Origin of the sequence: Paenibacillus sp. VTT E-133291, assembly GCF_002264395.1 — a bacterium.
GTDB lineage: Bacteria > Bacillota > Bacilli > Paenibacillales > Paenibacillaceae > Paenibacillus_AQ > Paenibacillus_AQ nitricinens.
This window is the reverse complement of sequence record NZ_NFVA01000151.1, coordinates 1-8,325: the sequence shown is the minus strand read 5'-3', so window position 1 is coordinate 8,325 and position 8,325 is coordinate 1. Positions and strand designations below refer to the sequence as shown.

Sequence of the window (8,325 nt, the reverse complement as noted above, 5' to 3'; positions counted from 1 at the left end):
CCCATTCTACGGGATTTATACCGTACTTTTACTCATATCTCGCCCAATAGCTCTATTCAACGGAGTTTATACCGTTCATTCACCACATATGAAAATCACTAAAAGAATGAACATATTCATAACGACAAACTCTACCGCTTACCTGGGAAACTACCGGATTGAACCTTCCTTTCTCAGAGAGAGACTTCATATACTTCCTAGCCGTCCTAAGATCAATCCCAAGCTCCCTCACCAAATCAACCGGCCGGATGCACCCATTCGAACGCACAGCAATCCGTAAAATATCACGTTCCAGTCGGCTAAACTCCCTTTTCTCCTCCATTTTCACAGCGAGGTACGGCATCAGCAATGGTCTTAACAAAGTAATCGTAAGTTCAGGACTCGCATCCAGATCATCATAAGGAATCGCGACCACCCGATAACCCGCGATTTGCAGATAAGTCTCTCGATTCAGCTCCTGCCTGTAGCGCGTTCGGTCTGTATTTTGCACATGTGGGCCGTAGCCCTTTACTTCAAATGCAAACTTAACCTGTCCAGGCTTCCACACAAAATCAACAAAGTAGGGCTTGCTACGCCAATCCACCACTTCGTATTCAGGATGAAGGTCATTGAAATGTCCCATCATAGGCCACCATACTTTCTCCAAAAACATCCGCTCACCATGGCCATGTCCCCGCTCCAATCTCCCCCGACGTTCTCCTGTTCTTCGACTAATATGATCCTCCACCCACTTACGATGCTCTTCCGCAAATCCCATACTTTACACTCCTCCTTGGCATAAAAAAATCCCGCACCCAATATGGGTACGGGACGTGCTTCATCCTATTACTCAAAAGTATAGTATTCACTTTCTAATACTGTCAATAACACTCAACAGCCAACACTAGATCCAGCTAAATAAAACTTATCCAGCAAAAAAGCTAATTAGTTTAAAGTACGTAGCGATAAAGTAAGGTCAGTTAAGTTAGCTCATACAGCAGTTCAGTTACAGTAAGTTAAATTAGTGCTAACTAACCTAGTTAGCACAGTTAGAGTAATTCATCTACATTTGCCTCACCACAGCATTCAGTTCCATTAAAAAAGCTAATTGGTTTAAGTACGTTAAAGCTACCTCAGGTGAACTATGCTCAGTACCAAATCCCCTAAAGCCTACCGTCGACTCAACTTCCCATCCCAGCTGCTTACCCCGCCCTGCAAATGTGCAAGCCGAGTATACCCCTGCTTACTCAGAATCGACGCTGCGCTTTTGCTTCGCATACCGCTGCGGCAGTAGAGTAACACATCCCGATCCTTCGGGATCTCACCGAGCCGCTTTTCCAACTGAGACAGCGGGATGTTTTTCGCCCCCGGAATAAATCCACTCTTGTATTCATCCGGTTCACGGACATCGATCAGCAGCTTATTTTTGGATTGCTCCAATTCGCTACGAAACTCTACCACCTTCAAGGTTTTTACCCTTACAGTTACACTTTCACTTTTGCCAAATCCAAGACGGGACATTAATGAGCTTAAATCCATTATCCTTCACAACAACCTTTCACCGAAATGTCGGAAAGCGTTCTTTTATTCCCTAAAAAATCACCATTTACCGCATATAACTTTCGAAAGCCCTGCTTATAAAGAATTCTCGCAGCTTTGTTTCTTTTATAGTAACTATCAGCAAGAATTAGAATCGAATCGTCCGGAGATAGACAGTGCTGCCAGACATAGGCTAACCGCCCTATTGATATATTTATCGAGCCACGGATACTTTCCTTCTCATAATCTACGGCATCTCTTACATCGAGCATTTTCATATCCAATGTTTCATCTGCTAATTCTCGAACGTCGCGGGCTTCTACATAGGAGAGTGAGCGCACTGGCCAAACGGAACGTAAGAACCTTACAATACTAAAAGCAATTAATATACTTAGTAGGATCCTAAACACCATATTCACGCCATTACCCCCGTTCCAAATAATCATCCGTCCAAGCACTTAATCCACCCATCATATTCACAACATTATATCCCTTTTCACTCAACAGCTCACATGCCAGTCCACTTCGACCACCACTTAGGCACATCACAATCATCTCATCATTAGGATCTAGTTCATCTATACGCATTAACAGCTGTCCAATCGGAATATGCTTAGCACCAATCACATGTCCTTCCACATATTCAGCGGGTTCACGTACATCCAGCAGCGTAGGAGTCTCTCCATTTTTCAGAAGTTCCGCGACTTGCTGTGGGGTAATTTCCTTTGAAATTTTAAAAGACATCGAGCATCTCTCCTTCTCTTTTTTAAAAAATAACTTGATTTTCATATCACTATATCATAATATTACGATATAAGGATATTGTAAAGCGAGGAGTTCATAACCATGGACAAAAATTTCAAAGCCTATAACCAAACCGCCGAAACCTTAAAGGCTATCGCTCATCCCGTTCGCTTGTGCATCATTAAAGGACTGCTTGAAAAAGGCAGCTGCAACGTTAGTTTTATGCAGGACTGTCTCGACCTTCCACAATCTACGGTATCCCAACATTTGCAGAAGCTTAGATCGCTTGGCATTGTGGAGACCGAACGTAATGGACTTGAAATTAACTATTCTGTGAAAGACGAGAAGATCAAACATTTAATTCAGCTATTTCTTGGGGAGGAATAAATCATCATGAGTAAAAAAGTACTGATTGTCGGTGGAGTTGCAGGAGGCGCATCAGCGGCCGCCAGGCTTCGGAGATTAGATGAAGAGGCTCATATCGTTATGTTTGAGCGTGATCCATACATTTCTTTTGCTAATTGCGGACTACCTTATTATATCGGAGGTTCCATTCAGGATCGCTCCAAGCTGCTGGTTCAGACACCTGAGGCGATGCATAAACGTTTTAACATCGATGTTCGGATTGAAAGCGAAGTGATGTCTATCGACCCTGTAAACAAGAAAGTACGAGTGGAAAGCAAGGAACGTGGTTCCTATGAAGAGAGTTATGATGCGCTTATTTTATCGCCAGGCGCTAAACCGATTCGTCCCAATTTACCTGGTATCGAGAGCTCCAAAATTCACATGCTGCGTAACATTCCCGACACTGACAAAATCAAAACCAAAGTCGCTGCCGAAGGTACTCGTTCCGCCGTTGTGATCGGTGGTGGGTTTATCGGTGTTGAAATGGCTGAGAACTTGAGAGAAGCTGGACTGGAAGTTTCCTTAATTGAGGCAGGCCCGCAAATCTTAGCTCCTTTCGATACCGAAATGTCTTCTATTTTGGCAAAAGAGCTCGACGAGCATGGCGTTAATCTTATTTTTTCGAATATGGTCCAAGGGTTTGCAGAAGTTGGCGAACAAATAGAAGTTCAATTAGCGAGTGGCACTGTGCTGCAAAGTGATATGGTTCTGCTGGCTATCGGCGTTTCGCCGGATACCTCTTTCCTGAAGGATAGTGGTTTAGAGTTCGGTCCACGCGGGCATATCTTGGTCAACGAGCGCATGGAAACAAATTTGGATCAGGTATACGCAGTTGGTGACGCGGTCGAGGTGGTTGATTTCGTAAATGGAACTAAAACCGCCATTCCACTAGCAGGCCCTGCCAATAAGCAAGGACGGATTGCAGCGGACAACGTTAGCGGTCTAGGTACGACTTACAAAGGCTCCCAAGGAACTTCTATCATTAAAGTATTTGGTGTGACAGGTGCTTCTACCGGTAATAATGAAAAAACACTTCAGCGTTTAGGCTTACCTTATCACGTGATTTACGTACATCCAAGCTCTCATGCAACTTATTATCCGGGGGCAACTCCAATATCAATGAAGCTGATTTTTGATCCAAAAGGTACGGTGCTCGGTGCACAAGCTGTTGGTTATAGTGGAGTAGATAAACGTATCGACGATATCGCTACAGTGATTCGTTTTAGAGGTACGGTTACTGATTTAACGGAATTGGAGCTTTCTTATGCCCCTCCTTACTCTTCCGCTAAAGATCCAGTGAATATGGCTGGCTTTGCCGCTGAAAATATTTTGAAAGGTATGACCACAGTATTCGTTCCTAAGGATTTAGAAGGTCGTGACAACAACAATACCATTTTAGTTGACGTACGTTCGGAAATCGAGCATGCCAACGGCCATATTGAGGGCTCTATTAACATCCCTGTAGATGATCTGCGTGGTCGTCTAGCCGAGCTTGACCCTAGTAAAGAAATTTGGGTGTATTGCCAAGTTGGACTTAGAGGCTATACCGCTTCCCGGATTTTACAGCAAAAGGGTTTCCGTGTGAAGAATCTGACCGGAGGCTATAAGACATATCAACTGAGTAATTATTCGCCTAAAAAAAAAGATAGTTTGACGCCAAACGCAGGTATTTCAGCAGCCCGTAAAGAAATCGCAGCAACGGGAGCACCGGCGGGAACTGACACTAGCAATGGTACTGGGACTAGCACTGCTGCAGCCAATACCAACACTACAGCTTTCGCATCCAACTCCAGCGCATCTGTATCCGCCACTTCCAACCAAGAATGGAATCTAACACCTGATTCCGTACTTGATGCTTGCGGCCTATGCTGCCCTGGGCCGTTGATCCAAGTCAAAATGAGCATGGACCCGCTCTTGGACGGCCAAGTCTTAAAGGTAACGGCTTCCGATCCTGGATTCTATGAAGATATCAAGGCATGGGCTCGTATGTCGAAGCACACGCTTTTGCAATTAACGAAGCTGCCTACGGGCATGATAGAAGCTTATCTGCGCAAAGGTATTCCTGCGGATTCCATACCAACAGGAGCACAACCTGTCCAAACTAGTAACGCAAGTACGATGGTTGTATTCAGCGGTGATTTGGATAAAGCGATCGCTTCCTTCATCATTGCCAACGGAGCAGCCTCCAGCGGCAAAAAAGTAACGATGTTCTTTACCTTCTGGGGCCTTAATATTATCCGCAAGGATGAAAAAGTACCTGTGAACAAGAATTTCATCGGCAAAATGTTCGGAGCGATGATGCCACGTGGCAGTCGGAAGCTAACACTTTCGAATATGAACATGATGGGTATGGGCTCCAAAATGATTCGCTCTGTAATGAAGAACAATAATGTCTCATCTTTGGAAGAATTGATTCAAATGGCTGTCGACCAAGGCGTCGAGATCGTTGCCTGCCAAATGTCTATGGATCTTATGGGCATCACCCGTGAAGAACTTATCGACGGCGTGGGAATTGGCGGCGTTGGGTATTACCTCGGTCAAGCCGATCAATCTAGTCATAATCTATTTATCTAAATACCTTAACACCGCAAAAAGACTCCTCTATTTATATAGAAGAGTCTTTTTTACTTATCAAATAAGAAGGTTAAGAAGCATTCTAGTCTCATTATATGGTCACCTGCCAAAATTGATAGGATACGGTTCACGATCCAGAAAAACGACATTTCTATTGTGTTAGTCGGCGTGGATCATTCCATCCTTCTGTACCATTGTCCATCACTCGCCGACGTTTCCATAATATAAGCCCCTTCCAAATCGGTTACAGCTTCGGGTAAGACAAGGCACTTACGAGGTTCATTATCCGGGTAAAGACGGAGCAAGAACTGTTCTCCCCCATCAGTTAAAATGCGGAAGGTGACATGTTCGGATACATCATTTTAATAGTCATGCAGTCATGAGGATAGCTGTAGTGATAAAGTTATGAATATTAAAAGAATTTTCTCTTTTGGTCCTCATATAAAAAATAGGGAATCCACTGCACTTTGGCTTGGAATTCCCTACTTTTCAAATTTAATTAGTTTCTTCTACAAGTGGAATTGTAACCGGATCTATGACATTAGTATAAGTGCCATTACCAAGCTGGGCCAATCCATTGTAACCCCAAGTCAGCAAGGTTCCCTCCTCGCTAACCGCACCGCCGCTCATATACCCTGCACTAATAGTGACGATGCGACTGCCAATATCGAGCTTAGACGCGATGGAACGCTCCGACTCGGTTCCGCCACCGAGCTGGCCCTCGTTGTTCGCTCCCCATATCCATACGGTTCCGTCGCTCTTCAGCGCCATACTATGCAAGGCGCCAGCGGATACGCTGATCACTGAACCCAGATCCACCGCTTGAGCGGGAGTATAATGATCTTCGGATGTCCCATCACCCAAGATCCCCTTGACGTTCGTTCCCCAGCTCCATACGGTTCCGTCCTTTTTCACTGCCATGCTGTGATAAAAGCCGGCAGATACGGATGAAACACCGCTTAATTCAGCAACCTGCACGGGAGTCGCGCGGTCAATCTTTGTGTTATCGCCGAGTTGACCATAAGCATTGACCCCCCATGCGTAAACCTGACCATCGCGACTAACCGCTAGATTATGAAAGGCTCCGGCCGAGATCGATACGATGGACTTCAAGCCTATAACCTGCACCGGTGATGCACTATCCTCGGTGGTCCCATCTCCAAGCTGCCCATATGCATTAAGTCCCCATGCCCACACCGTTCCATCGGACAATAACGCTATCGAATGCTGCTCACCCGCTTGAACCGCTACGACACGCGCTAATCCAGGCACTTGCTGCGGCATAAGCTGGGACTCCAACGTACCATTACCCAGCTGGCCCACATTATTGCCTCCCCATGTCCACACTGTTCCGTCCGTCGCGAGTGCGATGGAATGGTCTTGTCCAACGGATGCAGCGCTGATCTCCGGCAAACCAACCATTCGCACAGGCTTATTACGAGTGATGGTCGTGCTATCACCGAGCTGACCTTTCCTATTATTGCCCCAGGCCCATACGCTACCATCCGGCTGCACAGTTAATGTATGGAAGGAATTCCCGTTGCCCATGCTCATAACCGGACCAACCATACTTACATCATCAAGTGTACTAACCTTCAACTCGTTACTGATTGCTGATTTATTCCCCGCTTCGTCTATAGCTTGTACTAAAAAGGTGTACTCCTGTCCAGCCTTCAAGTTGACAGCCGTGTAGACTGTTGTGCTGACCGTTACTTCTGCCAACAGATTGGAGTCTTGATATAGAACATATTCCGCAACTCCGACATTATCCTCGGATGAACTCCATGCCAAGCTAATACTATTCGATGTTCGACCGATAAGACTTAGCTCGGGAGTACTCGGGGGTTCTTGATCGGCTAAAGGGAGTTCCTCTTCTTTCGTTGCCGGAGATTGTGCTTCCGCTGGAAGCGTATTTGCAATTAGAGGGAGACTTGTTTTGGACACAGGTCCAGATAAATTTACCGCTTGGACCGTGAATGTATAGCTCCTGTCGGAAGCTAATCCCTTCACCGTATACTCCGTTAATCCGCCTGAATCAAAGGTGTAGACCACATCGGTCACGCTGGAATTGGTCTGCTCCACTAGGCTTACCTTATTACTCAGATCGAAGTAAGAGCTTCCTACTACGGCATCCCAGCTAAGGCCGATGCTTGTGGAGGTTGTGCCGCTAACTGCCAAATTTGCCGGTGCAGCCAAGAGCTTTACCTCTTCAATAGCACGTCCTTTTGCATACCCCGCAGACGATGGGAATGGAATGACGAATGAAAATATAAGAACTAACGCCAACAATAAACTCAATCTTTTTATCGAAACTAGCTTCCTTGCCATATTTAATCACTTCCTATCAAACAAAATGGAGGGTTTCAACCCCAAATCTTGAATTACTTAATTTCAATTCCAGCGCTCGCATAACCTGTTAGTGTATTTATCAAGCTTAGACCGGAAGCCGTCGAAGAGAACACTAACATTAAGCGATCGCCAGCCTGAACAGAAGTATTTAATCCTGTGCTTAATCCGTTACTAGTAGATCCGATTGATATTATTCCTGTGAAAGCAGACGCCAAGGATACTGCTGCACCACTAATAGGAGTAAAACTGTTGCTGTCTCTATCCGCTTTATACATTTGTGCTTGAATGTTTACGGTTGTGCCTACTAAAGTCATAGCTACAGTTGTGCTGAAGAAAGCATATATTGAAGTGATCGTACCATCACGTGGAACTATAAACGCCTGATTGTATGGATCTTTTGTAGGATCAGAGCCATTACTTCTGGTTAAATCTATTTTTCCACCTACTATACTAGCTCCTGAGTACGAATTGCCAAATCCGAGCATCGCCACTGTGTTGGTTAATCCTCCGAGGGCTGTCGTTATGGTTATTGGTGCGCCTGAAGAGAATGGAATTATTGTTGATGCGCCAGATGCCCCGGTTGCTCCCTGTGCGCCCGTAGGTCCCGTCGCTCCGGTTACACCTTGTATGCCTTGGACTCCCTGCGGCCCAGTCGCTCCGGTTGGTCCAGTCGCGCCAGTTGCTCCAGCTGCTCCCGTTGCTCCCGTTGCTCCAGTCGCGCCGACCGCACCTGTT

The 8,325-nt window shown here is 45.7% G+C and carries 9 protein-coding genes; 2 read left to right on the top strand and 7 right to left on the bottom strand.

Annotation, left to right across the window (positions count from 1 at the left end):
• Positions 1-79: 79 nt before the first annotated feature.
• The 4 genes from CA598_RS30395 to CA598_RS30380 all read right to left on the bottom strand — a co-directional run bounded on the left by CA598_RS30395 (position 80) and on the right by CA598_RS30380 (position 2,262).
• Positions 80-757 carry a winged helix-turn-helix domain-containing protein gene (locus CA598_RS30395; RefSeq protein WP_094878909.1) on the bottom strand — a complete coding sequence of 226 codons (678 nt, stop codon included), beginning with the start codon at positions 755-757 and terminating at the stop codon, positions 80-82.
• A gap of 392 nt (positions 758-1,149) precedes the next feature.
• Positions 1,150-1,518 carry a rhodanese-like domain-containing protein gene (locus tag CA598_RS30390; RefSeq protein WP_094878908.1) on the bottom strand — a complete coding sequence of 123 codons (369 nt, stop codon included), beginning with the start codon at positions 1,516-1,518 and terminating at the stop codon, positions 1,150-1,152.
• Positions 1,518-1,931, bottom strand: a complete 414-nt coding sequence (locus CA598_RS30385) for a rhodanese-like domain-containing protein (RefSeq protein WP_256990719.1) — start codon at positions 1,929-1,931, stop codon at positions 1,518-1,520. The genes CA598_RS30390 and CA598_RS30385 overlap by 1 nt, the downstream gene beginning before the upstream one ends.
• A 10-nt stretch (positions 1,932-1,941) precedes the next feature.
• Positions 1,942-2,262 carry a rhodanese-like domain-containing protein gene (locus tag CA598_RS30380; RefSeq protein WP_094874737.1) on the bottom strand — a complete coding sequence of 107 codons (321 nt, stop codon included), beginning with the start codon at positions 2,260-2,262 and terminating at the stop codon, positions 1,942-1,944.
• A 102-nt stretch (positions 2,263-2,364) separates the two neighbouring features.
• On the opposite strand from CA598_RS30380, the gene CA598_RS30375 reads away from it, so the two are divergent.
• Together CA598_RS30375 and CA598_RS30370 are read left to right on the top strand one after the other, a co-directional pair.
• Entirely contained in the window at positions 2,365-2,649 is a 285-nt protein-coding gene (locus CA598_RS30375; RefSeq protein ID WP_036675735.1) for an ArsR/SmtB family transcription factor, read from the top strand.
• A gap of 6 nt (positions 2,650-2,655) precedes the next feature.
• Positions 2,656-5,241, top strand: coding sequence for an FAD-dependent oxidoreductase (locus tag CA598_RS30370; RefSeq protein WP_094878906.1), 2,586 nt, complete (start codon positions 2,656-2,658; stop codon positions 5,239-5,241).
• A gap of 173 nt (positions 5,242-5,414) precedes the next feature.
• On the opposite strand, the gene CA598_RS33205 is transcribed toward CA598_RS30370, so the two are convergent.
• From CA598_RS33205 to CA598_RS30360, 3 genes are all read right to left on the bottom strand, one after another.
• Positions 5,415-5,546, bottom strand: coding sequence for a hypothetical protein (locus CA598_RS33205; protein WP_256990718.1), 132 nt, complete (start codon positions 5,544-5,546; stop codon positions 5,415-5,417).
• A 190-nt stretch (positions 5,547-5,736) separates the two neighbouring features.
• Entirely contained in the window at positions 5,737-7,569 is a 1,833-nt protein-coding gene (locus CA598_RS30365) for an RCC1 domain-containing protein (protein WP_094878905.1), read from the bottom strand.
• A 53-nt stretch (positions 7,570-7,622) separates the two neighbouring features.
• A partial coding sequence (locus CA598_RS30360; protein ID WP_218832636.1) for an exosporium glycoprotein BclB-related protein occupies positions 7,623-8,325 on the bottom strand: 703 nt, incomplete at its 5' end.